Source organism: Muricoccus nepalensis, assembly GCF_006438825.1.
Taxonomy (GTDB): Bacteria; Pseudomonadota; Alphaproteobacteria; order Acetobacterales; family Acetobacteraceae; genus Roseomonas; species Roseomonas nepalensis.
This window is the reverse complement of record NZ_RCZP01000013.1, coordinates 26215-49937: the sequence shown is the minus strand read 5'-3', so window position 1 is coordinate 49937 and position 23723 is coordinate 26215. Positions and strand designations below refer to the sequence as shown.

Genomic DNA, 23723 nt, shown 5'->3' with positions numbered 1-23723 from the left:
TCATTGGCCGCTGGGCCGCTCCATTGTCACGGAGCCGAATTGTCCAGGCGAAAGGTAGATCGGCCGATTCCTAGCCCCATGGGGATACCGGTTTGGTTGCAAACGGGATTAGGATTCAGAGAGGCATCCTAGGATTCGCAGCCGGGAGCGGAAATCGCTTCCGCCGCGCAAAAAGCTCGGGGAGTAGGGCGATTGTTTGACCATAAATGGGTAGTCCAGCCTTCATTCTCGGCGGGAGGACGCCGCCCTTGCTGACCACCGTCCGCGCTGCCTGCAAGCCCTTCGACAGTGTCCTCCGGTCTGACCCCGAGCCGGACATCGAGGACATCGCCCAGGTCATCGAGGCTGCCGAGAGGGAGGCTGACGCCTTCTTCGCCCGGAACCACGTCACCGGGGGCATGAAGCAGCTCTTCGAACTAGGCATCGCCCGTCTGGACGGTCGTAGCGATCAGGCGGTGTTCACGCTCACCCAGGCCATGGGTGGCGGCAAGACGCACCTGATGGTGTCATTCGGGCTCATCGCAAAGTCTCCTTCCCTCCGCCAGCAGGTGCTGGACGGGGCCAGCCTGAAGGCGCCGAACGGCTTCGGTGCGGCCAAGGTCGTCGCGATATCTGGCCGTCAGCCCAGCGACCGCTACATCTGGGGCGAGATCGCCCATCAGCTCGGCAAGGGGGCGGAGTTCCGCAGGTTCTGGGAAAGCGGCGCTTCCGCACCGGGCGAGGCGGACTGGATGAAGCTGATCGGCGACGAGCCGACCCTCATCATGCTCGACGAGCTGGCGCCCTACCTGGACTACGCCCAGACCAAGGAACTCGGCCAGGGCACGCTGGCCAACGTCGTCACCTACGCCCTGGCCAACCTGTTCTCGGCCGCGGTGAAGCTGCCCCGCTGCATGGTCGTGGTCTCCAACCTCAGCGCCGCCTACCAGGGGGCGAGCCGCTCAATCGCTCAGACGGTGGCGAACCTCTCGCAGGAGGTCCGCCGCAGCGCGAAGGAGATCACGCCAGTCGCCCTGAACTCGAACGAGATCTTCGACATTCTCCGGCGGCGCCTGTTCGAGCGCATGCCCGGGCCGGAGGTCGTGGACCGCGTGGCGAGCGAATACGCGAAGGCCATGGACGAGGCCGTCCGGTCCCGCACGGTCGCCAGAACCCCCGAGCAGTACGCCGAGGAGGTCCATCGCTGCTACCCGTTCCACCCACGGCTCCGGGACCTCGTGGCGCTTTTCCGGAACAACGAGAAGTTCCGGCAGACGCGTGGCCTGATGCGGATGGTCAGCCGCATCGTGAAGGACGTCTATACCGAGGGCCGGGCAGACACCGTGGGGCTGATCGGGGTCCAGCACATGGACCTGAACGACAGCGACATGCGCAACGAGGTCCTGCCCCTGTCCGACCTGCAGGAAGCCGTGGCCAAGGATATCGCGGACGGCGGGAACAGCCACGCTGAGACCGTGGACCGCCAGGTCGGCTCCGACGCTGGGAGCCAGGCGGCCAACGTCATCCTCTGCGCTTCCCTCATGCGCGGCGTGGACGCCAAGGCCGGGCTGACGAAGGAGCAGGTGATCGAGTGCCTCGTGGCGCCCGGCCGCGCGCCCGACGAATTCGCGGGAGCCTTCGACGCCCTCGTGAAGGACGCTTGGTACATCCACCGCGGGGCGGGCGAGGTCGTCTACTTCGCTCCCCAGGAGAACATCACCAAGCGGCTGCAGTCCGAGGCCGACAAGGCACCCCAGCCGCGCATTGACGAGGGCATCCAGCGCCAGCTCGAGGAGGTGTTCCGCGCCAGGCAGGGGAAGGTCTACGCTGAGGTCCTGGCCCTGCCGGAACTGGGTGCCATCGATCTGTCCGGCCAGCGCAAGCTCATCGCCATCAACCCGGACACTAAGACGCCACCAGAGTTGGCGGAGAAGCTGTTCTCCGGCCTCGTGCAGAAGAACAACTTTCTCATCGTCACCGGAAGCCCGACCTACTTCCTCAATCTGGAAGGCGCGATGCGGCGCCTCTACGCTGCGGAGAAGGTGCTCCGGGAGCTGCGGGCCGACGACCCACTCCGGAGCGAGGTGGAGGACCGCCGCAACACGGCGGAGTTCGACTTCCTCACCCAGGTAGAGAACGCCTTTAACCGCGTCTGGTATCCAGGACGCAAGCCGGACCGCTCGCTCGGTCTGATCGAGGCCAAGCTCGAATTGCGTACGGCGAAGGGCAAGGACGGACGATCCTCCCTGGACGGAGAGACGGCCGTGGAGGCCGCCCTGGTCAAGGCCGGGAAGTACAACCCGAACCCCGAAGCCAGCGCCGACGCCATCATCCAGCGGGTCGCGGGCAATCCGGAGACCAACCAGGGCGGCCTGCTCTGGCCGGATGGGTCGGGCTTCAACACCATCCCCTGGTTGGACATCACCACCAAGGCCAAGGAGGCAGCCAGGTTCGAGTGGTTCCCGCCCGGTGGCCTGGATGCGGTCAAGCGGATCGCGGTGACCTCGGGCAAGTGGCGGGATGCCGAGAACGGCAAGGTTCGGCGCGGTCCGTTCCCGGTGGACAAGACCCGTGTTTCCGTAACACCGGAGAGCCGGTCGCTCGATGGCGAGGTCAGGCTGTCGGTGGTCGCGCTCGACGCTGGTCAGACGCCGCGGATCCACTTCGCCAAGGGGACGACGACCGTCTCCACGTCGGACCCTGAGATGACCGAGCTGAGCTTCTCCACGACGGACCTGCGCATCGCCTTCCTTGCAGTGGATCCCAAAGGGGTACATCCGACAGGTGAGCCATATGTCTGGCGTAACGAGATAACTATCCAGCACACTGTCTCGCCGTCCGCGGACGGGAAGCGGGTGGAGCTGTTCGCCCGGCCATCCGCGGCCACGATCCGCTACACCCTGAATGGCACTCTGGCACGCGAGGGAACCGTCTACGATGGTTCCTTCCTCGTCACCCCTGCCATGGCCACGGGCGGCAGCGTGCTGTTGCGGGCGATTGCGATCGATGGCGACCTGGAGGGCGAGGAGACCTTCCACATCCCGATGACCGTCCGCCCGTCTCGGCCCAAGAATGACGACGGTGACGACGGCGGTGAGGGCACCGACATGCCGCCGACGCTGCGGGACTTCGTGGACGAGGCGAAGCCCGCGACGCTCGTCCTCGACATCCGTCAGAGCAGCACGGAGGACTTCTTCTCCCTGGTCACGGCGTTGAAGGCAGCTTCTGCCGAGGCGGTGGTGCCACAGGTCACCGTAGGTGAATCCACGGCGGCCCTCTCCATGCGGCTGGGCGGAGATCTTCGACTAAAGGGAGAAGGCTTGTCGGCGGTGGTCGAGGCCGTCCGCGCGTCGATGGGCCGTCCCGATGCGACGGTTACCTCCGCCGTGAAGTCCGTGTCCTTCCCCACGGGGCGCGATCTCATCGCGTTCGTGGACGCGCTGAAGGTGGACGTGGGCGACCCCCGGACCTGCGTGACCCAGTCCTGAGGAGGGAGAACATGATGGCCGCACGCCGTGTCACTGCCCCGGCCCGCACGAAGGGCCGGGCACCGTCGGAACCGGTCATCCGGGCGGGCGAGTTCCGGGCCGAACTGGGCGTGGTCCAGGCCCGAGCAAAGGCGGCGGGCACTGTCGGGTTCGGCTGCCCGCCCCTGTCGGCGTGGCCGCACCACGTCATTGTCTCTATCCCCGCCGGACGTGGTGGCGACATCCGGATCCGCGAGGACTTCGGAATCCTGGAGGACTCGGAGCGCGGTCTAGCGACGGAGCGGTGCGCCGTTCCGCGTGGCCGGTGGAACGCGATGGCCGATGCCGCCAAAACGGAGCTGAACACCCGCCTGCGGGAGAAGGGGCTGGCTACGGGGCGCTGGCAGCCCGGCGACAACCGGGTGGAGCGGGTTCTCGGCACGGAACTGATGACCCTGGCCTGGGCCGTGATATCGGCCGACGAGGCTTCGGTGCCTGCGGTGGTCACCTCCTGGGTGGCACTGACGTCCAGTGAGCGCCTCTGGCTGGCTGGACGCGTCCTGATGGCTCCCTCGGATGGCGTCCGCCGTGGCCTCGCGCTGCTGCTCTCCGCTACACCGGCCGAAGCACCGGTCAAGACTTCACCCGCCCCCAAGAGCACGGGCGGACTTCCTCTCTTCGACCTGGACTGACGATCACCATGCCGGACACCAATGTCGCGCGACCGTGCCTTGCCCCGTTCTCCCTCAAGGACGCGCCCGCACTGATCGAGCGCGTGTTCCCTGCCCAAAAGGTGGGGATCGAGGCCCAGAAGGAGCGGAAGGCCGGACCAGGGCAAACCCTGACAGCTCTAGGATCGTACTGGAAAGGGCGGAAGCCACTCGTGCTTGTGCGGGCGACCGTGCTCGCCTCCCTATTGCCTTCCACCGAGGATCCCCAGGCTGACCTAGAGATCTTCGATCTCCTCATGCGCATGGATGAAGAAGGCATCTGGCGACGTGAACCAAGCATCAGTGCCGATGATGTCCTCGAGTGTCCGGCAATCGATCCCTTGGAAAAGCTGCCGCATGTCTTCCGGGTAGTCGATGAGAAAGGAAAGATCACCTCCGGGTGGACCCCCATCAAGCTCGTCGGATATGGAAGGAGGGAGGATCGCGACGCGGAGCGAGCACGCATTCTTCGTGAGAGGGTGGATCTGCGGCGCCGCGCAGTCTCCTCAATGCCGTTCTCCCGCCAAGTGTCGATCTCGAAGCGTCTAGAGGAAGTCGAGGATCTCTCGCTCCAGGAAGATCCCCTGTATGAGGGTGTCTGGGAGAAGGTGAACCACCACCTCGGCACTACAGCCAGGTCGGTCCATCAACTCGTCGAGCAATTAGGTGTCGCGCGGTTCGGACACCGTCCAATCGTTGGAGACCCGTTTGCAGGAGGCGGGAGCATTCCGTTCGAGGCGGCACGCTCCGGATGCAGTGTGGTTGCCTCGGATTTAAACCCGATCGCTGCCATGCTCACCTGGGGTGCGCTGAACGTCATCGGAGCAGATGATGAATCTCGGGCACGCATCATTGAGGAGCAGTCCCTTCTTGCGGCCACGGTTGATAATGAGATCATCCGCCTAGGTATCGAGCATGATGCTCAGTCAAATCGGGCGAAGGCGTATCTATACTGCCTGGAAACGGTAGATCCCCAGACTGGATGGCGAGTGCCGATGTGCCCATCCTGGGTGATTAGCAACAACCGTCGATGCGCCGCTAGGCTTGATCCTGACTATGCGAAGAAGTGCTTCAACATTATCGTCGAGAGTGGTCTCTCGAAAGACGAAATGACGAAGGCCGCCCAGGGGACGGTGCGAGATGGTCATCTAGTCTACTCCCTTGCACCAATCCAGGGGGAAGAAGAGAGAGAATGGCGGATTCCCGTTTCGCGGCTGCGTGGAGATGGTGAAGGATCTGCGGGGCCTGATGGTTCGCGCAATAACAAGTTGCGTGCATGGGAACTCTCGGATTTCGAGGCCCGTGAGCCGAGTTGGGTTGCTCAGGCTTCCCCTGTAGTACCCGGATCAGCCCCCGGTGCCTGGATTGGCGGTGACGTATTCCTTGAGCGTCTCTATGCCATTCAATGGTTGAGCGCGCTCGACCTGCAGGAGGGCAAAGCACGGCCGGAGACTTGGTTTGATGGTGCACGCCCCGATGATCTAGAGCGTGAGAGGAGGGTTGCGCAGCAAGTCCGCGATAATATCGCTGAATGGCAGGCGAACGGCTTCGTGCCCGATATGCGGATTGAACCAGGGGAGAAGACCGACGAGCCGATCAGGACTCGCGGATGGACGTACTGGCATCATCTGTTCAGCCCGCGGGCACTGCTTCGGCAAGCCCTATATGGGCGATATGGCTCGTCGCCTGTAGCTTCTCTCAGCCGAGCTCGCGACGCTGACCGGACCTCTAAATTGTGTCGTTGGAATGCCGATCCGCAACCAACTCAGCTTCCAAAAATCGAGCAGGTATTTTCAAATCAGGCGCTAAACACACTCTACAATTGGGGAGTTTATTCCGATGCGGGGTTAGAGAAATACCATTTGAAAATCTCCCATTGCCCAATGAGTGCTGCTGATTTTTCACTTGAGACGCATCCAGCGTCGGCGACGAAAAAAGAGGCCTCGCTCTGGATTTTTGATCCCCCGTACGCGGACGCCGTCCACTATCACGAGATTACTGAATTCTTCATTGCATGGCTGCGGAAGAACCCGCCTGCTCCATTTGATCAATGGACTTGGGACAGTCGCCGCCCTCTTGCGATCCAAGGCAAGGGCGAGGCCTTCCGACGCGAGATGGTTGCGGCGTTCTCGGCGATGGCAGGGAATATGCCTGACAATGGCCTGCAGGTCTGCATGTTCACCCACAAGGACGCAGGCGTCTGGGCAGACATGGCAGGTATCGTGTGGGCGTCCGGCCTGCGGGTGACCGCGGCGTGGTATGTGTCGACCGAGACCTCCTCGGAGCTGAAGAAGGGCGGATACGTTCAGGGCACTGTCCTTCTCGTTCTGCGCAAGCGCACCGAGGACGAGTATGGGTTCAAGAGCGAGATCGTCCCAGAGGTCCGGGCCAGGGTTCAAGCACAGGTCGAGACACTGACCGGCCTGAACCAGAGTGTTCGCGGCGGCGGACGGGACGAGAACCTGTTCAGCGACGCGGACATCCAGATGGCTGGCTATGCCGCCGCTCTCGAGGTGCTGACCACCTACACTCACATCGACGGGGTCGACATGACCCGCGAGGCCCTGCGGCCTCGCGAGGAACGCCGCCGGGGACAGCCTGCACCAATAGGTCTAGTGGAAGAGATGATCTCCCTGGCCGTGAGCACAGCGACGGAACTAATGGTTCCTGAGGGAATTCCGGAGGCGATGTGGGATCGCCTCCCTCCAGCTACCCGCTTCTACCTGCGCATGACGACCGCCGAAGGCGAGTGGCCCGCAGGTTCTCCCGGCGGCAAGCTGGATGAATACCAGAACTTCGCGAAGGCTTACCGTGCCGAGGGCTGGGAGGATCTGATGGCGGAAAGGGCGCCGAACCGTGCCCGTCTGAAGACGGCCACCGAGTTCCGTGCTGCCCTGCTGCGCGGGCATCCCGTCGCAGACGGCCCACTCCGCCCCACGCTCTATGCCATCATGTCGCTCGCGCGAGATGCCGATCGGGAGGTGGATCCAGAGACATCGGGCAAGGCGGCCCTGCATGGTCTGCGGGATCACTTCGGGGAGGCAAGCTGGCTGGGTGTCCGCGACAACGTGCGTGCCCTTGCTACCTGGTTCGGGCGGACGTGGTCGCGACGCAACCCCGCGGAAGCGGTGGCAGCTCGCGTCCTGGCCGGTCTCATCGGATCCGAGCGGCTGTAGGGGGTAAGTTCCTTGAAGTCCGATACCGTCTCCGTCCGCAGCCTGTTCAAGGTGTCCCGCCGCTACGTGGTGCCGATCTACCAGCGCCACTATGTCTGGAGCCGCGAGGGGCAATGGGAGGGCCTCTGGGAGGACATCCTGGCGAAGGCCACCCAGCGCCTAGGGGGCGTCGAGAAGCGATACCCCCATTATATGGGGGCGGTTGTGCTGAACAGCCGCGAGGCTGGGAGTTCGCGCGAGGTTCCGATCTGCGAGGTAATCGACGGTCAGCAGCGCCTCACCACGCTGCAGATCCTCTTCTGCACCCTGCGTGACGTCGCCCTGGTGAACGACCTAGCGAGCCTGTCGCGGCTGGCCGACCGCAACACCACGAACCCGGACGCGGAGGACATGAAGTCGCCAGAGGTGGACGCCCATCGCCTCTGGCCCACCCACCATGACCGCGACACCTACCTCCAGATCCAGTCTGCCCGTTCACGCGAAGAGATCCGCAAGCGATTCCGGGAGCACTTCCCTCAGAACTCCGTCCAGCTGAAGAAGATCAATCTTAGGCAGCAGCCGAACCTGCTGAAGGCATACATCTTCTTCTACGACGCCATTCGCGGCTTCGTCGGCGAGGGGGCCGACGTCGAGGCGAAGCTCGACGCCCTCCTGGTGGCCGTGCTCGACGACTTCCGTCTGGTCGAGATCCAGCTCCAGACAGACGACGATCCCCAGACGATTTTTGAGACCCTGAACGATCGTGGGAAGCCTCTTCTCGCCTTCGATCTGATCCGCAACTTTATCTTCATGCGTGCGGCAAGGACGGCGGTCGGTACGTCGGCCGAGAAGCTCTACGACAACAAATGGACGCCCCTCGAGGCTGACTTCTGGACTGAGGACGAACAGAGGGGGCGTCTGAAGCGGCCACGGGTCGAGTTCTTCATGCTGCAGTACCTTACGGCACGCTCGGGCAAGGAGATCTCGCTCGCCCAGCTCTTTGCCGAGTACAGGGACTTCCTACGGACTGATCATGCACCGAAGGGCGTCGAGGCCGAGGTCGAGGACATCCTGCACTACGCCGATCTCTACAAGCAGATCGTCCGGGCCGACGGCGAGGATGCTCTCGGACGTGCCGCGCGGCGCCTCAAGCCATGGGATATCACCACAGTCTATGCCCCCATCCTTGCCATTGCCTCGAGCGACGTCGGCGAGAACGAGAAGGAGCAGGCCTACCAGGACATCGTCTCCTACGTCGTCCGGCGCGCGATCGTCGGAGGATCCGCAGCCAACTACAACCGGATCTTCCTGGGGCTAGCGCGCGAGATCGTCCAGCACGGAGCGTCGGCGGACCTCGTGCGCACCTACTTGCTCTCCCAAGGAGGCAGTAGCTCGACGTGGCCGTCGGACGCCGAGTTCCGGCACCATTGGTTGTCCGCGAACCTCTATGCACGCCTTCGTCCACCCGTGCGCATGATATCCGTGCTGAGCGAGATTGAGACCGCCCTGCGAGGCCCCAAGACCGATCCTGTTCCGATCCCCAGCCACGTGTGGATCGAGCACCTCATGCCGCAGGGCTGGCACACGAACTGGCCGCTCCCGGATGGCAGCAAGGTGACTTGGCAGGAAATCCACGAGGTCGATCAGTTGGGGGATGGTGGCCGAGCCGCCCTCAGAGAGCAGGTCAAGACTTCACCTGCGGGGGCGGAGACGCCCTCCACCGTCAGGGCCAGGCGGTTGCTGGCGATCGCGAGACGGGCAGCCCTTCTACAGACGATCGGCAATCTGACCCTCCACACTCGCGAACTCGGCTGGGAACTGAGCAACAAGAGCTTCGCTGACAAGCAGGCCCTGTTCCGCAAGCATGGTCTGCTCCAGGTCACCCAAGGCTTCATGGGCGAAGATGCCACTGCCTGGGACGAGGAAGCGATCCAACGGCGTGGTGCTTTCCTGTTCGACAATGCAAGGCAGATCTGGGCTTACCCGGTCACCGCTCCAGCACAACAGCAAGCAGCGGAGTAGCAGTGCGTCATGGCTGGAGCCGTCACCACCGCCGCTGGACTGGTTGCGCTTCGCCCGCATCCGGATCATCGCATCCGTCGGTCCGCACGGGTGGTCGCGGCATTGGCTGAACTGCACAAGGCTGGATTCCAGCGCCTCCGCGCCATGCCCTACATGTCGGCAAGCGGTGCCTACTGGCGGTTCGAGATCGGCCCGGTGGATCTGTTCCACCAAGTCCATGGGGCGGTTGCAGTCTCCGAGTACTCGCTGACCCACTCCGACCAGCGCGCAACCAAGGAGATCGCTGAGGGAGTGGCGACGTACACCAGCGGCCACGCCAAGGAGGGTCACTTCTTCGGCTGGGAAGATGCCGCCGGTGACGGTGCCCGTGAACTTGCGGACAAGCTCCTCCAACGCTTCCCTGTCCTCGCCGAGAAGGGGCGGGGATGGGACTACGCCTATGCGGGCTGGTTCCAGCGCCTCCTAGGGTTGGTCGAGGCTGGCTTCTTCCCCTATGCCTTCGCGGACATGCAGGGGCCGTCCCGGAACGGCCTCTACATCAGCGCCATGCGGCCATCGGAGTGGGGTGAGGCGCCATTCCAACCCGAGCTGCCTCTGCCCCCGCCGGGCGAATACGACGGGACGCTGAACCTGGAGGATGGTCGGCTATGAGGTGGGCAGAACGGGCATGAGTGATCTTTCTCCTCCTCGCATCTCTCACATCCGCCGCTTCTCCTCCCGCGAGGGACGGCTCCGGCACATTTTCCTCCGTGATCGACTCCTCGGGGCGCAGAAGTATGACCGCATCGCGGGCTACTTCCGCTCGTCCATCTTCGAGGTCGCGGCAGAAGAGATCGCTTCGGTGGGCAAGATCCGGATCGTCTGCAATTCGGATCTGGACCCGGCCGACATCCAGGTCAGCAAGGAGGTCCGTGCGCAGGCTCTGATGAAGCAGTGGTGGGAGGGGACCGGCGAGGGGGGCGTCGCGGTCGACACGCTTCTGCGTCGTGATCGCTACACCCTCATGCGGGACCTGCTCACGGCGAAGGATGGTAACAGCCAGCCGAAGATCGAGATCCGGGTCATCGACCGGTTCACGGCACCGCTGATCCACGGCAAGGCAGGCATTATCACCCTGGCCGATGGCACCCGGACCAGCTTCATGGGCTCCGTCAACGAGACCCGGCAGGGCTGGGGCGAGCACTACGAGCTTGTCTGGGAGGACACCTCGGAGGAGGGGATTGACTGGACCCAGGCCGAGTTCGACTACCTGTGGAAACGTTCTGTTCCCCTTCCCGACGCGGTGGTGACCGAGATCTCCCGCTGCGCCGACCGCATCGAGGTCCGTATCCCGGACTGCCCGCCATGGGACGAGCAGGGCGATGTCGACCTGCCGCGGGCCGCACTGGCCGAGAGTCCCCTGGTCCGTGCCGGTGAGGGTCTCCAGCCCTGGCAGAAGGCGTTCGTGTCCGAGTTCCTCCGACAGCGCGAACTGTACGGCAATGTCCGCCTCCTGCTCGCGGATGAGGTCGGCGTCGGCAAGACCCTCTCGCTCGCGACGTCAGCCCTGCTGACAGCCCTCCTGGGCGACGGTCCCGCCCTTATCCTGGCCCCAGCCACCCTGTGCGAGCAGTGGCAGACCGAACTGGTGGAGAAGCTGGGTATCCCATCGGCCCGCTGGATGTCGAACGAGAAGGCCTGGGCCGACCACCGCGGCCATGTGATCCCCAGCCGAGCCGAGGACATCACCCGCTGCCCCTACCGGATTGCCATCGTCTCGACGGGTATCGTCATGCGGATGGATGCGGTCGAGCGTCGCGCACTGCTGGAACGGCGCGCCCGCCCTGGCGAGGCCGCCTACGGCATCGTCATCCTGGATGAGGCCCATAAGGCGCGCGGCCGGGCGGAGGCGGACGGGTCGCGCGAGGCCAACAACCTCCTGGACTTCATGAACCGGATCGCGTTGCGGTCGCGCCATGTGCTTCTCGGGACGGCGACGCCGATCCAGACTAACGCACTCGATCTCTGGGACCTTATGGGGATCCTCGCCTCGGGGGCTGACCACGTCCTGGGGGGTGATCTCTCCCGGTGGCGCAACCAGCCGGAGGAGGCGCTCCGCTTAATCCGCGGCGAGATCCGTCCTCGAACGATCGAGGATGCCTGGGAGTGGTTGCGAAATCCGATACCCCTGGGAAGAGGCGAGACGGATCCGCTGTTCGGTTACCTTCGAGAGCACTTCCGTATGGCCGACGATGGGGCGCTGACGTCCTCGTCCTACACCGACCTCCCGGAGGATCTCCGCTGGGACATCGCGGATCGGCTGGAAGAGGACCGTAGGGGAATTGCCTTCTTCCAGGAGAACAACCCCGTCGTCCGCCACACCGTTCTGCGGCGCCGTGCAGCCCTCGAGAATGCGGGCCTGATGAAGCGGGTGGCGGTGAACCTGCATCCCCGCCCGGTGGAGCACGATCCTCGCACCCGCGCCTTCTACGGGGCGACCGGACGGGCAGTGGCGTCCACCATCCCGCTCCAGGACGCCTTCGTGGCTGCGGAGGCCTATACCTCGGCATTGATGGAGCGGAACCGTGGGGCCGGGTTCCTCCGTAGCCTCCTGCTCCAGCGGATCTGTTCCTCGTCCATAGCGGGCCTCTCCACCACGCTGGCGATCGCCCGCCGGACCTGCATACCCGAGGCTGGCGAGGGCGAGGCGCCTGCCGTCTTGCGGGCCGATGGCGACGACCAGGAATTCGACCTGGCCCAGCTCGGGGAGGCTTCTCAGGCTGAGCGGGCAGCGCTCCGTGACCTCCTTGGGCACCTGCGCGTCGCGGCGTCGGCATCTCCAACCGGGACGGACGCCGATCCTAAGCTACAGGTGCTCCGACACTACCTGCGGGAGGTCGGCTGGCTCGGATCCTACGGCTGCATCATCTTCAGCCAGTATTACGATACGGCCAGGTGGATCGCCGACTGCCTGGCGGCGGAGTTCTCCTCCACCCCGGTTGGCCTCTACGCAGGTGCAGGGAGATCCGGCCTGTACAAGGATGGCCATTTCGCGTCGGCGGAGCGGACGACCATCAAGGCGGCGGTGCGTGACCGGCGGCTGAAGCTGCTGGTGGCAACCGACGCGGCCGCCGAGGGACTGAACCTGCAGACCCTCGGCACGCTGGTGAATGTGGATCTGCCCTGGAACCCGTCGAAACTCGAGCAGCGCATCGGCCGCATCAAGCGGTTCGGCCAGGCCCGGTCCGAGGTGGACATGCTCAGCTTGGTTTATGAGGGCAGCCGGGACGAGGTGGTCTACGACCGCCTGTCGCAGCGGATGCGGGACCGCTTCGACATATTCGGTCAGCTCCCAGACACCATTGAGGACGACTGGATCGAGAGCGAGGAGCATCTGGAGCGAGAGTTGCGGAAGCACGCCGAGACGAAGGCGCGGTTGTCGGCCTTCGACGTGCGCTGGGGCGGGACCGCGACGGGCCAGGGTGCCACCCCTGCCCAAGCTGCCTGGCAGTCTGGGTGGGAGACCTGCACCAAGGTGCTGGCCAGGGATGACGTGGAGAAGGCGCTTGCGGAGGGATGGTAACCATCATCATGGACTGCAGATGACGCGGGGACCGAACTCCGCCGATTGCCGAAGATAGGTAGTCGGGTCTGAACAACCTCCCGGGCAATGATTTGCTTGGGAGAGTTGGTGGTTTGGGCGCTCTGGTGCTCTCCCGCTGGGTGGAGAACCCGTACTTCCAGCACTTCACCGGTGAGACCGTCTTCCAGCATCGTGCTCCCATCCATCCCTCCTCGCTCAGCCGCTGGCGCGGCCGCATCGGCGAGGAGGGCAGGAGGGCAGGAGGGCAGGAGGGCAGGAGGGAACTAATCGACGGGAAGAGGGCGGAACACCACCGCACGGCTTCCCGGCTCGTAGGTCAGGTTCAGGGGGCCATACGTTCTCGACTTCTCGAAGACGCGCTCGATGTTGCGTTCGGAGCCGGAGAACCTGACCCGGGCGAGGAAGCCTTCCACTCCGGGGGGCAGCACCTCGGAGGTGTCCTTATCCCAGGGAAGGGCGCCGCTTCGGCGCTGCAGCGGACCCTCTGCCGCATGGATCTTGACGCGGTATTTGACGGTAAAGTCGATCTGGCTCGAACCCCCAGCGGGGGGTGGGGTGTGCATGACGAAGCAGATCTTCTCGGGTGAAGCAAACCCCATGGCGACCGCGGTGGCCGGGCCAGGCCCGGTTACGGGCGGCTGGGGAGCCGGAGGCCACACCATAGCGAGTGATAGCGGGGGGGCGGGAGTGGTCCTCAGATTCTTGGTGATGGTGATCTGGACAAAGCCAGTGTCGAACTCCTCGCCGGGAAGGCTATCGATGCAGCGCTCGGCACCGCTGGCCGGACTTGCCACTGAGTAGGACTGATCATGCACGACATAGCTCGCCACTGTCGTGGAACGGAACTCCAACTCGTAGTGACCAACCACCGACCCCATGGATCGCAGTGCCAGGCTGACCTCCAGAGGCGCGGGTGTGGAGGCCCAGGGAAGCCACGACCAGAAGGAGCGGCTTGTGGCATGGGTGCGCAGCACGATCGGGGCGAAACCATCGACATCTGGGCGGAGCATGTCGCGTGGCACCGAGAAGGTAGCCGTATTGGCGAGACTGATGGAGGGCGCGATCTGATGGGTGCCGACGATCACACGGTTCCGGGGATCCGCCAGGTTCTGGCCGCGAACGGTGACGCGAACAGGCGAGGAGAGATCGGAGCGGTACAGCCTTGGCTCGTACTCAAGAACCCAGGGCGCCTGCGAGGAGCGTGTGATCTCCTGCAAAGTGTGGGTAACGCGCTGCTCGCTTTCCCCAAGTTGGTTGCTCACGTCCTTCACGGTCTTCTCGACCTCGAGGATCTGAGCCTCCAACTGCACCATCAGGGCACGTCGCTCATTGCTCACGCTGTTGGCGGCCTGTGTCAGGACGTCGCTCAGTGCGCTCCGGGTGGACTGGACCGCCATCATGCCGCGCTGCAGTGCTCGCAGGGTGGCCTCGTCCACGGTCTTGCCGAACTGATCGATCAGGGTCCGGAGCGCCGCCTCCATGCGGTCGATGTTCTTATCGATGCCCTCGCCGGGATAGAGCAGTTCTCCAGGAGTCCAGGCCTGTGCGGGAGTGCCCGCGATTGCCAGCCCTATGGCGGCAGCCAGGAAGACACCAGACCGACCAGACATCCCATCCCCCATGCCAAAGAGAGGGGAAGGATGTCACGCCAGAGGTCGGTGGCAAGTGCCCGTTGATCTCTAGCCCCGAACCCGGGCGTAGCCAGGATGAACCGATCGCATGGAGATCGCGGGCAGGAGTGGCTTCGGCAGGCGAAGAGTGGCCGGTACCGAACGGGTAGGGGGACGGGGCGGCGGGCTGACGGGACACCTCGAGAGCGAAGTGCAGGGCCTGGCCCACATGCCGGTCCCAACGCGCCGCCTCCCAGGAGCGCAGGCGCATGACCTGGGCGGCGCGCCGCGCGCTGTGCGGCACCGAGTAAGGCCGTTAGCGCAGTGGCGACAACGTTCTCCCATGTCTCTCACAGAGATTAAGCAAGCGCACCTCCTTCTGGTCTAGGGACCGTTTCACTCGCTTCGCCGTTCGCTTCGGAGTTATCGGGTTCTCGTTAGAGGGAATCCCTGTATCCACGCCTTCGACGTGCTGGTGGCAATTACTGCAAAGGGTGATCAAATCTGTGTCGTGTAGACCGGCCATAACATCGAGGTCATACGAACGGTGATGCACTTCGCGTCCACGCGCATTGCAGCAGCGACACCTATACCGATCTCGATGCAGCACTCGCGAGCGTATTTTTTTCCAAAGATCAGATTGCAGGTAGCGATCGTATAGCGAAGGAGGACTAATACCGGTCCGTGTAGAACCCGACCTGCCTTCGACGGGTGAACTTCCTACCCGCGGAGTCCTTGATGGAAGGAGTAGGCTAGCACCCATGCGGGGCGGTATAACCTCGGCAAATAGCCTCGCAGGCAGAGTTGTGTATAGAGGTTCAGATACGTAGGTCCAGTACCTCCACCAAGTTAAATAGGCATGTGCTGAACCACCATCTTCATTCTCTACATTGTCGATAACCATCTCCGCATATCCCGGGCAATCCGCGGACATAAGACGGAAAAGATGCTGATAACATAATCGTTGATCTTCGGTGATGCCTCGATTTGCTGGGATATTTTCCTTGAATGCGAGAGACATGCAGTACTGCCGAGTAGGTGGGTGACCGAATAAAATACCACGCGCTTTACATCTGTAAAGGTGCTTAGCGGTTCTTGATAAAAACAATCTGTAAATAGCCGACTGGTCCGCTTGCAAAAACGGCATCCACGGCAAGAAGACGCAGGTAACACGACTGACGTGTCGCCGAACTGGAGGTACCTCAGGCCGCGTGCAGTCTCAAGACAGATGTCTCCAGTTCCCCGCAATCTGACGCCGCGTAGAGGTACCCTGCTTCTGGGCCCCTTGTCCTTCCTTGCAGGAGGGTGCTCCCGGCCCCCTTTGGGCCGGTTCAGGACGCGGCTACCGGGTAGATTTATCCCGCTGGACTCCCTATATAACGAAGCGAACCCGGCCCCCCCCTTGGGGCGTCAACACTGCCGATGTGGTCCCTCGCTCTGTGAGAGTACCCTTGGAAAAGGCGCCGAATTCTTGTCAGACCTGAGTAGAGGAATCGGTGCTTGAGGTGCTGTGTTTGACGGCGTGGGCGAAGGGGCCTCCTCGGCAGGGCAGGGGACGGCGTGGAAGGGGCCAGTTTGCTGGAGTTTGGGGGTCACCCAGGCATACAGTTTACAGGGACTCCCGCCCTCTACCATTCTGAGCCGGCGCGATCCTTCCCGACCCTCTTTGGCTGAGCCATCTGGAACCCGATAAGTGAGCGATACCGAGAGCGGCGGCCCCTCCGACGAGCGGGCGCCGGACGAGACCCGGCCGGTGACGATCGAGGCGGAGATGCGCCGCTCCTACCTCGACTACGCGATGAGCGTGATCGTCTCGCGCGCGCTACCGGACGCGCGGGACGGGCTCAAGCCCGTCCACCGCCGCATCCTCTTCGCGATGAACGAGAACGGTTTCACGGCCGACAAGCCCTACAAGAAGTCGGCCCGCGTGGTCGGCGACGTCATGGGCAAGTACCACCCGCACGGCGACAGCGCGATCTACGACGCCATGGTGCGGATGGCGCAGCCCTTCTCCATGCGCGTGCCGCTGATCGACGGCCAGGGCAACTTCGGCAGCATGGACGGCGATCCCGCGGCCGCCATGCGCTACACCGAGGCGCGGCTGGCCAAGTCCTCGACCGCGCTCCTGGCCGGGATCGACGAGGACACGGTCGACTTCCAGCCGAACTACGACGAGAGCGCGGAGGAGCCGCGCGTCCTGCCGGCGGCCTACCCGAACCTTCTCGTGAACGGGTCCAACGGCATCGCCGTCGGCATGGCGACCAACATCCCGCCGCACAACCCGGGCGAGGTGATCGACGCGACGCTGGCGATGATCGCGGACCCGGCGATCACGCTCGAGCGGCTGATGGAGATCATGCCCGGGCCGGACTTCCCGACGGGCGGGCTGATCCTCGGGCGCTCCGGCATCCGGGCGGCCTTCGAGACCGGGCGCGGCTCCGTGCCGGTGCGCGCGCGGGCGGAGATCGAGGACATGCGCGGCGGGCGGCAGGCGATCGTCGTCTCGGAGGTCCCCTACCAGGTGAACAAGGCGACGCTGATCGAGCGGATCGCGGAGCTTGCCCGCGCGAAGCAGGTGGAGGGCATCTCCGACCTTCGCGACGAGAGCGACCGCGACGGCATGCGGATCGTCATCGAGGTGAAGAAGGACGCGACGGCGGAGGTGGTGCTGAATCAGCTCTACCGCTTCACGAACCTGCAGACCTCCTTCCCCGTGAACTTCCTCGCGCTCGACGACGGCACGCCTCGGCAGATGGGTCTGCGGGACGCGCTGCAGGTCTTCATCCGCTTCCGCGAGGAGGTGATCACCCGCCGCAGCCGCTTCCGCCTGACCAAGGCGCGGGACCGCGGGCATATCCTGGTCGGCCTCGCGATCGCGGTGGCCAACATCGACGAGGTGATCCGCGTCATCCGCGCGAGCCCGGACGCGGCCGCCGCGCGCGAGGCGCTGATGTCCACGGACTGGCCGGCCGGCGACGTCGGCGCGCTGCTGGCCCTGGTGGACGACGCCGGCAACATCGTGACCGAGGACACGGTGCGCCTGACCGAGGCGCAGGCGCGCGGCATCCTCGAGCTGACGCTGCGCCGCCTGACCGGGCTCGAGCGGGAGAAGATCCTGCAGGAGCTGGACGAGATAGCGGCCACCATCCGCGAGCTGCTGGAGATCCTCTCCTCCCGCCCGCGGCGCCTCGAGTTGATGGCGCAGGAGCTCGCGGAGGTGCGCGCGCAGATCGCGGTCCCGCGCATGACCTCCATCCTCGACGGCATCTCCGACCAGGACGACGAGAGCCTGATCGAGCCCGGGCTGATGGTGGTGACGATCACGCGGGACGGCTACGTCAAGCGCACGCCGCTCGAGACCTTTCGCGCGCAGAACCGCGGCGGCCGCGGGCGCAGCGCGGCGGGCACGCGCGAGGACGACGTCGTCATCCGCAGCTTCAACGCGCACACGCACCAGCACGTCCTCTTCTTCACCAGCCGCGGCATCGCCTTCCGCGAGAAGATCTGGCGGCTGCCTGAGGCGGGGCCGACCGCGCGCGGGCGCTCGCTCCGCCAGCTTCTGCAGCTCCAGGAAGGCGAGACGGTCACCGCCGTGCTGCCGCTGCCGCAGGACGAGGGGCTGTGGGAGAACCTGCACCTCGTGTTTGCGACGGAGTGCGGCAACGTGCGGCGCAACCGGCTGTCGGACTTCCGGAACGTTCGCGCCGCCGGGCTGATCGCGATGAAGCTCGACGAGGGCGACAGCCTGGTGGGCGTGCAGACCTGCCGGGAGGGCGACGACATCCTGCTGGCGACCCGCCTCGGCCGCGCCATCCGCTTCACGGCGGAGGAGGGCGTGCTGCGCGTCTTCGCGGGCCGGGACTCGACGGGCGTGCGCGGCATCCGGCTCGTCGGCAAGGGCGACGCGGTGATCGAGCTCTCGGTGCTGCGCAACGTCCCGGCGACGCCGGGCGAGCGCGCGGCCTACCTGAAGCTGGCGGCCGCCAAGCGGCGCGCCCAGGGGGAGGCCGGCGAGGCCCCCGCCGAGGAGGCCGCGCCCGCCGCCGAGGAGGGCGAAGAATCGGCCGAGGAGGTGGCGCTGAGCGCCGAGCGGGCCGAGGAGCTGGAGCGGGCGGAGGAGATCCTCCTCGCGGTCACGGACACCGGCTTCGGAAAGCGCTCCTCCGCCTACGAGTACCGCCGCACGGGCCGCGGCGGGCAGGGCATCGCGAGCATCCCGCTCGGCCGTGGCAAGGGGCACGCGGTGGTCGCGACCTTCCCCGTCCGGCCCGGCGACGACGTGATGCTGGTGACCGACAACGGCCGGCTCATCCGCCTGCCGGCGGACCAGGTCCGCGTCATGGGGCGGCAGGCCGCGGGCGTCACGCTGTTCCGCCTCGACAAGGGCGAGGCGGTCACCTCCTGCTTCCCGGTGGTGGACGACGGGGTGGTGGTGAGCGAGGGCGGGGCGGCCGATGCCTGAGCGGATCGGGGTCTATCCCGGCACCTTCGATCCCGTCACGAACGGCCATATCGACGTCATCCACCGCGCCGCGCGCCTGCTCGACCGGCTGGTGATCGGCGTCGCGATGAACGCCGGCAAGGGGCCGATCTTCCCGATCGAGGAGCGGGTCGAGCTCGTACGGGCCGAAACCGGCAGCATCGCGGCGGCGACGGGGGCCACGATCGAGGTGGTTCCCTTCGAGGGGCTGCTGGTGACGCTCGCGCGCGAGCACGGCGCGGGCATGATCGTGCGCGGCCTCCGGGCGGTGTCCGATTTCGACTACGAGGTGCAGATGGCCGGCATGAACCGGCGCCTGGACCAGGAGGTGGAGACGGTCTTCCTCATGGCCAGCGAAACGAACCAGTTCATCTCGTCCCGCTTCGTGAAGGAGATCGCGCGACTGGGGGGAGACATTTCGAGCTTCGTGCCCCAATTGACGCACGAGCGCACGCTCGCCCGCGTCCGCCACGCCTGAGCGGCGGCGCACCAGGCCCACCAACCCGGGAATCAGACGCCATGCAGCGCCGGACCCTTCTCGCCACCTCGATCGCCACCGCTACGGGAGCCATGATGAGCGACGCCACCACCAACGAGGCCGAGGCCCAGGCCAATGCCGAGAACACCCTCTACCTCGACCTCAAGGACGGGCGGGTGACCATCGAGTTGCGGCCCGACCTCGCGCCGAAGCACGTGGAGCGCATCAAGACGCTCTCCGCCCAGGGCTTCTACGACAACACGCCCTTCCACCGCGTCATCGAGGGCTTCATGGCCCAGGGCGGCGACCCCACGGGCACCGGCACCGGCGGCAGCCCGCTTCCGAACGTGCCCGCCGAGTTCTCGCCGCCCGCCAAGGCGCGCTTCCTGCGCGGCACCTGCGGCATGGCGCGCGCGGGCGACCCGAACAGCGCCAACAGCCAGTTCTTCATCATGTTCGGCCCTTATCCGAGCCTGGACGGCCAGTACACCATCTGGGGACGCGTGACCTCGGGCATGGAGCTGGTGGACAAGATCAAGCGCGGCGCCGGCAGCAGCGGGCAGGTCCAGAATCCGGACCGTATTGTGAAGATGCGCCCCGCGGGCGCGGCCTGACCCCTCCCGGGCCCGGCCTTGCGCCGGGCTCGGCTTGACAGGGGGGGCGGGCGCTTCCCATAGGAGCGGCGCGCGCCTGTAGCTCAGTCGGTAGAGCACGAGACTTTTAATCTTGGGGTCCTGGGTTCGAGCCCCAGCGGGCGCACCAAGCTTTTCACGGGCGAATTAGCGCGCTGTTGTGCTGTCTGCCTTCATTTGCATTTGTCTCGCGTCCGCCTGCCCGGGCATTGCCCGGACAAACGGATCCGGATTGCTGAGATTCAAGGCGTAGACGGGCGCTTGAGCCTTCTCCCTTGGAGCATGGTTCAGCGCCCCTTGGCCGTTCGCCTTCATCTTCTCCTGAGGTGCAGGCCTTGAACCGCTTGGCGGTACGGAAGGATAGGCGAGAGGTGGGCGGAATGTCATCGGGCTCGCCGACGGGGCGATCTTAACCAGAAGATCTCTTGGCGTGCCTTGTAGGAGGTGACGCGCAAGCTGGAGCGGCCGGGTGCGGCGAAGAGCGACGTCGCAACGCTGACGGGAGCTGTTGTGCGGTAAGGTTCCCTGCTCCCGGGGAGGCCGGCTCCGGAGGGGGAGGGAGGGCGCCCACGCGCCCGCGATCAGGCCGCCTCGGCCTCGAGGTCCATCCCGAGGAAGCGGCGGAGTTCGCGGAGCGGCCGGGGTGGGCTGATGAGGAAGCCCTGGATGTCCGTGCAGTGGGCGTCGCGCATCCGCTCCATCTGCTCCGCCGTCTCGACGCCCTCGGCGGTGGTGGTGATGCCGAGCTCGGCCGCCAGCCGCGAGATGGAGCGCACCACGGAGATGGCGCGCGCGTCCATGCCGTCCGCGCTGACGAAGCACTTGTCGATCTTCACCTTGTCGAACGGAAACCGCAGGAGGTAGCTCGGCGAGGAGTAGCCCGTCCCGAAATCGTCGAGGGAGATCCCGACCCCCATTCCACGCAGCGCGTGAAGGGCCGCGATCACCTGCGGGCTGTCCTGGAGAAGCACGGACTCGGTGATCTCGAGTTCGAGGCGGCGGGCCGGTAGCCCGGTGGCGGCGAGCACGTCGCCCACGACCTGCACGACGTCGCTCGTCCGGAACTGCGCGGGCGAGAGGTTGACCGCCACCCGGACGCTCACGGGCCAGTCGGCCGCCGCCCGGCATGCCTCGCGGAGCACCCACTCGCCAAGCCGGGCAATGAGGCCGATCTTTTCGGCCACCGGGATGAACTGGGCGGGCGAGACGAAGCCAAGGCGCGGGTGGCGCCACCGCAGCAGGGCCTCGCAGCCGCGGATCGCGTTCGTGGCGAGCTCCAGCTGGGGCTGGTAGTAGACCTCCAGCTCTCCCTTGCCGATCGCCTCCCGCAGGTCGAGCTCGATGGCGCGCTGCATCCGGACCTGGTTGCCGAGCGCGGCCTCGAAGAAGCGAAAGGTGCCTCGCCCCTCCCCCTTCGCCTTGTAGAGGGCGAGGTCGGCGCTCTTCATCAGGCTGTCCGCGTCAAGGCCGTCGTCCGGCGCGACGGCGATCCCGGCACTCGTGCCGATGATGACCCGGTGGCCCTCGAGGAGGTAGGGCGCGCAGACCGCCTCGATGACCCGGGACGCGAGCGACACCGCCTCGTCCCGGTCGCCGACCCCGAACTGGAGGATGGCGAACTCGTCGCCGCCGAGACGCGCCACGAGGTCGCCCTCGCGCAGGCAGGACAGGATCCTCGAGGAGACCTCCCGGAGCAGCGCGTCGCCCACGGGGTGGCCGAGGGTGTCGTTGACGTCCTTGAAGTGGTCGAGGTCAAGGCAGAACACGGCGAAGGGGTCGCCGCGGCGCCGCTGGGCCGCCAGAGCCCGGTCGAGGCGCTCGCGCAGCGAGAGGCGGTTCGGCAGGCCGGTGAGGCTGTCGTGCATGGCGAGGTGCGCGAAGCGGGCCTCGGCGCGCCGGCTCTCCGTGATGTCCTCGTAGGTCGCCAGCCAGCCGCCCTCGGGCAGGCTCTCGTGGGTGACGGAGAGAGCCACGGCGCCGGGCTCCTCGACGACGAAGCTCCCCCGCGCGGCGCGGGAGAGGATCTCGTTCTGCCCTTCCCGGATGCGGGCTATCAGGCCCGGCGGGAACCGCCCACCCCGCCTCGCGGTGCGCAGGAGGGCGGCCATGGGCGTCCCCGCCGGGGCAAGATCGCCGCCGAGGCCGAACATGTCCCGGAAGCGCTGGTTGCAGACGATGAGGCGGCCCGCGTCGTCCACCATGCAGAGCGCCTGGCCCATGTTGTTGAGGGCCGCGTCGAAGCGGCCGTTCTGCACGTCGAGGTCGCGCTCCCGCTCGGCCAGGAGGGCGTTGCTCCGCTGCGCCCACCAGAGCAAGGCGGTCAGGGCGGCGCCGCAGCCGGCGAGGAAGCCAAAGAGCGCGAGCGCCCCGGTCTGGAGGCGCCGCAGCTGGTCCTGCGTCTCGGCAATGCGCTCGCCCCCCTTCATCTTGCCGATGGAGACGAGTTCCGCGAGGTCCTCCTCGAAGCTCGCGATGAGCCGGGCGAGACGGTCCAGCTTGGCGGGATCGCCGAGGTCGGCGACGAGCGCCTCGCCCTCCCCGGCAAAGGCGTTCAGGCGGTGGAGCAGGCGCTGGGCGCCCGGCTGCGCGAAGAGGATCCGGCGTGAATCGCCCTGGCCGATGATGTTGATACGGTTGACCACAATGTCGAAGTGCAGCCGCACGTCGTCCTCGCCGACACCCTCCGCCCCGGCCATGAGGCCGAGCACCCGCACGTGCAGGCGCTCCATCTCCGCCGACGCCTGGGTGGCGATGAAGGAGACGTTGTAGGTGGCGAGCTGCTCAATGGCGTCGTTGCGCCGGAGCATGATGTCCGTCGCCCCACCGGCGGCGAGAAGGAAGAGCGCGAAGATGACCCCGGCGATCCAGGGGGCGGCCCGGCCCCTCGCGGGTCGGGCGGCGCGGCGGGGCGCGCGGCGCGGCATGGAGGGCGGACCTTGGTCGCGGGTGGCGGCTTTGCCGTGCGCCTCGCGGCGCCTCACCCAGCCACCTCTTGCGGCCGGTCTCGGTGGCCCGCTGACCGGGGGCCCCGGCGGCGGGCTACTCGACGGCGATCCGGCTGACCTGCCAGGCCGAGCGGCCGTAATAGACCTCGTTCTGGAGCGCGCGGTCGCTGCTGTAGGGATAGATGACGAAGAGCGGCCCCTTGTCGCGCACGGGCATGGGCTCGCCGTTGCGGCGGTAGGCCAGGATGGCGCCGCGGGCCTCGGCGTCGGCGAGCGGGATCTCGGTCATGTAGTTGTTCAGCGCCCGCACGACGAGCTTCTGGCCCGAGGCCCCGACCTCCCGTAGCAGCGCGCGCAGGGGAACGCCCTCGAAGACCTGCTCGCCGTCGTACCAGGGCGTCCGCGTCGCGACGGTCGCACGCTCCATCGCCTCGATCATCGCCATGTCGAGGCGCGCGGCTCCCTCGCCGTTGGTGCGCGCGACGCGCCCGGAGAGCGTCAGGACGACCCGGCCAGACGGCGCCTGCAGCGTCTCGTCGGCGTGGGCGGTGGCCGGGAGGGCGGCGACGGCGGCAAGGGCGGTGGCGACAAGCCGCAGGACGTGGCGGCGGGGCGCGGCGCTCTGCACGGGTGCGTCTCCATGTTTGTTGCGCCTAAGATTT

General features: G+C 66.0%; 12 protein-coding genes, 1 tRNA gene and 1 pseudogene. 11 read left to right on the top strand and 3 right to left on the bottom strand.

The annotated features are described in order from the left end of the window. Positions 1-206 precede the first annotated feature (206 nt). From EAH89_RS14655 to EAH89_RS14625, 7 genes and pseudogenes are all read left to right on the top strand, one after another. A complete protein-coding gene (locus EAH89_RS14655) occupies positions 207-3467 on the top strand; it encodes an anti-phage-associated DUF499 domain-containing protein (RefSeq protein WP_140884419.1) in 3261 nt (1086 codons plus the stop codon). An 11-nt stretch (positions 3468-3478) separates the two neighbouring features. After that, on the top strand, positions 3479-4138 hold the full coding sequence (locus EAH89_RS14650; protein ID WP_140884416.1) for a DUF3780 domain-containing protein: 660 nt from the start codon (positions 3479-3481) through the stop codon (positions 4136-4138). A gap of 8 nt (positions 4139-4146) precedes the next feature. Continuing rightward, complete coding sequence (locus EAH89_RS14645) at positions 4147-7332, top strand: anti-phage-associated DUF1156 domain-containing protein (RefSeq protein ID WP_140884413.1); 3186 nt, start codon at positions 4147-4149, stop codon at positions 7330-7332. A 12-nt stretch (positions 7333-7344) separates the two neighbouring features. Next, the gene (locus EAH89_RS14640; protein WP_140884410.1) at positions 7345-9333 is read left to right on the top strand and encodes a DUF262 domain-containing protein; all 1989 of its coding nucleotides are present in this window, start codon (positions 7345-7347) and stop codon (positions 9331-9333) included. Between the two features lie 9 nt (positions 9334-9342). Continuing rightward, positions 9343-9984 carry a hypothetical protein gene (locus tag EAH89_RS14635; RefSeq protein WP_140884407.1) on the top strand — a complete coding sequence of 214 codons (642 nt, stop codon included), beginning with the start codon at positions 9343-9345 and terminating at the stop codon, positions 9982-9984. Continuing rightward, positions 9971-12895, top strand: coding sequence for a helicase-related protein (locus EAH89_RS14630; RefSeq protein WP_206667560.1), 2925 nt, complete (start codon positions 9971-9973; stop codon positions 12893-12895). Before EAH89_RS14635 ends, EAH89_RS14630 begins: the two co-directional genes overlap by 14 nt. Positions 12896-13020: 125 nt before the next feature. Next, positions 13021-13146 (top strand): annotated as a pseudogene (locus EAH89_RS14625) (transposase); the annotation flags it as partial. A 33-nt stretch (positions 13147-13179) separates the two neighbouring features. Here EAH89_RS14625 and EAH89_RS31760 read toward each other — a convergent pair. After that, positions 13180-14526: a hypothetical protein gene (locus EAH89_RS31760; RefSeq protein ID WP_162559124.1), complete on the bottom strand. Its 1347-nt coding sequence runs from the start codon at positions 14524-14526 to the stop codon at positions 13180-13182. A 1771-nt stretch (positions 14527-16297) separates the two neighbouring features. Between EAH89_RS31760 and gyrA the strand changes: the two genes are divergently transcribed. The 4 genes from gyrA to EAH89_RS14600 all read left to right on the top strand — a co-directional run bounded on the left by gyrA (position 16298) and on the right by EAH89_RS14600 (position 20246). Then, on the top strand, positions 16298-18988 hold the full coding sequence (gene gyrA, locus EAH89_RS14615) for a DNA gyrase subunit A (protein WP_408906296.1): 2691 nt from the start codon (positions 16298-16300) through the stop codon (positions 18986-18988). Next, complete coding sequence (gene coaD / locus EAH89_RS14610; RefSeq protein WP_140884399.1) at positions 18981-19484, top strand: pantetheine-phosphate adenylyltransferase; 504 nt, start codon at positions 18981-18983, stop codon at positions 19482-19484. The genes gyrA and coaD overlap by 8 nt, the downstream gene beginning before the upstream one ends. A gap of 95 nt (positions 19485-19579) precedes the next feature. After that, positions 19580-20098 (top strand): peptidylprolyl isomerase, encoded by a 519-nt coding sequence (locus tag EAH89_RS14605; RefSeq protein WP_456306505.1) that lies wholly within the window; start codon positions 19580-19582, stop codon positions 20096-20098. A 72-nt stretch (positions 20099-20170) separates the two neighbouring features. Then, a tRNA-Lys gene (locus tag EAH89_RS14600) sits at positions 20171-20246 on the top strand. Positions 20247-20697: 451 nt separating this feature from the next. Here EAH89_RS14600 and EAH89_RS14595 read toward each other — a convergent pair. Further along, complete coding sequence (locus EAH89_RS14595) at positions 20698-23040, bottom strand: putative bifunctional diguanylate cyclase/phosphodiesterase (protein ID WP_161993600.1); 2343 nt, start codon at positions 23038-23040, stop codon at positions 20698-20700. 115 nt (positions 23041-23155) lie between these two features. Further along, positions 23156-23689, bottom strand: coding sequence for a molybdopterin-dependent oxidoreductase (locus tag EAH89_RS14590; protein ID WP_206667559.1), 534 nt, complete (start codon positions 23687-23689; stop codon positions 23156-23158). Between the last annotated feature and the right edge of the window lie 34 nt (positions 23690-23723).